General features: G+C 44.4%; 3 protein-coding genes. All 3 read right to left on the bottom strand.

Annotated elements, in window-relative coordinates; translation table 11 throughout:
- Positions 1-235: 235 nt before the first annotated feature.
- The 3 genes from BLQ36_RS13150 to BLQ36_RS13140 are packed head-to-tail and all read right to left on the bottom strand — an operon-like array spanning position 236 to position 1,404.
- Positions 236-469 (bottom strand): pro-sigmaK processing inhibitor BofA family protein, encoded by a 234-nt coding sequence (locus BLQ36_RS13150; protein ID WP_074516007.1) that lies wholly within the window; start codon positions 467-469, stop codon positions 236-238.
- Positions 470-1,066, bottom strand: a complete 597-nt coding sequence (gene recR / locus BLQ36_RS13145) for a recombination mediator RecR (RefSeq protein ID WP_074516006.1) — start codon at positions 1,064-1,066, stop codon at positions 470-472.
- A gap of 2 nt (positions 1,067-1,068) precedes the next feature.
- Positions 1,069-1,404 (bottom strand): YbaB/EbfC family nucleoid-associated protein, encoded by a 336-nt coding sequence (locus BLQ36_RS13140; protein WP_033169950.1) that lies wholly within the window; start codon positions 1,402-1,404, stop codon positions 1,069-1,071.
- Positions 1,405-1,553: the final 149 nt, after the last annotated feature.

Genomic DNA, 1,553 nt, shown 5'->3' with positions numbered 1-1,553 from the left:
TTTACATTGTTTAGTTTTCAGAGAACAATCTCTGTCGCTCATTTCAGCGACTCATTTATTATATCGCATCGATTTGTTTCTGTCAAGAACTTTTTTAAAATTCTTTTTGACTGAATTCGGAAGCGACGTCTTTCAATCCCTTGCCAATCAAGGATTCTGGGATTCTTACATCGTGCCGTATCTCTCAGCGACTTGTATTATAATACACGTCTTTTCCGAATCTGTCAACACTTTTTTATTTCATCAGTAAAACTATGATTACGCCAGGCACGCCAAGCACCCCAGCAATCAATGCTTTGATAAATGTAATCTGAATACCTGCCCCAAACAGGTTTACCACCCAGAGCAAAACAGCACCGACAATGCTGTTGGTAATCAATTTCCACAGGAGCTTCATCGGCAGCGATACGATTTTGCCGATAAGGCACAGTACAATCAAGCCTACTGCAAAGGCTACAACGATATCCATTTAGATTTCCCTCCGGTTTTCCATTGCCTTGGAAAGCGTCACTTCATCCGCATACTCCAAATCACCGCCAATCGGCAGTCCATGTGCTATACGGGTAACTTTAAGTCCCATAGGCTTCACTAATTTGGCAATATACATTGCCGTGGCTTCTCCCTCTACATTGGGATTTGTCGCCATAATTACTTCTTTTACAGTATCATCCGCCAAACGGTTCAAAAGTTCTTTGATGCGGATTTGTTCAGGGCCTATACCCTCCAATGGCGAAAGCGCTCCATGAAGTACATGATAGACACCGTGATAATCACGCATGCGTTCCATGGCTGCAACATCCTGCGGCTGCTCCACAACACAGATTACCGAATGGTCACGCTGGTCGCTGCCACAGATGGCGCAGGGATTTGAGTCACTTAGATTAAAACAGGTATTGCAATAACCGATTTTCTCTTTGGCATCAATAATTGCTGACGCCAACGCTTTTGCCTTTTCCGTATCCATATCAAGCACATGATAAGCAAGACGCACTGCCGTCTTGTTTCCAATACCCGGCAGTGCGCGAAAGTGCTCGATTAATTTTGCTAAGGGTGCAATATACTGCACGATTAGAACATCCCCGGCGGCAGGCCAAGGCCACTCGTGAGCTTGCCCATTTCCGAAGCCATCATATCGTCTACTTTCTTGATAGCTTCATTGAAAGCTGCCGAAATAAGGTCCTGCAGCATCTCAACATCTTCCGGATCTACCGCCGCCGGATCAATTGTCAAGGACTGGACCTGTTTCTCACCATTCATGACGATTTTAACAGCGCCGCCGCCAGCTGTTACATCAACAGTCTTGCGTTTCAGCTCGTCCTGCATTTTTTTCATTTCGTTCTGCATTTTCTGGACTTTTTTCATCATGCCGGCCATCTGCCCCATGTTGCCCATTCCACCAAACATGTTATTGCTCCTCTCATATATGTGAATTCAGATTTATTACCTATCATAGCGTATCAAAATTATGTGCCAACGTCAACGAAAAAATCCCCCTGACAATGATATGCTCCCCTTATGAGAGACAGTAAAAAATAAAACTGTCATCATAGGGG

The sequence above is a fragment of the Selenomonas sp. WCT3 genome, assembly GCA_900100835.1.
Classification (GTDB): Bacteria; Bacillota; Negativicutes; order Selenomonadales; family Selenomonadaceae; genus Selenomonas_A; species Selenomonas_A ruminantium_E.
Note: the sequence above shows the minus strand (reverse complement) of the source record. Positions and strands in the feature narration are given on the sequence as shown.

What these genes read in the sequence shown, in the direction of transcription:
- BLQ36_RS13140 (WP_033169950.1), bottom strand. Translation starts at nt 1,404, where the DNA reads ATGTTTGGTGGAATGGGCAACATGGGGCAGATGGCCGGCATGATGAAA.
- BLQ36_RS13150 (WP_074516007.1), bottom strand. Translation starts at nt 469, where the DNA reads ATGGATATCGTTGTAGCCTTTGCAGTAGGCTTGATTGTACTGTGCCTT.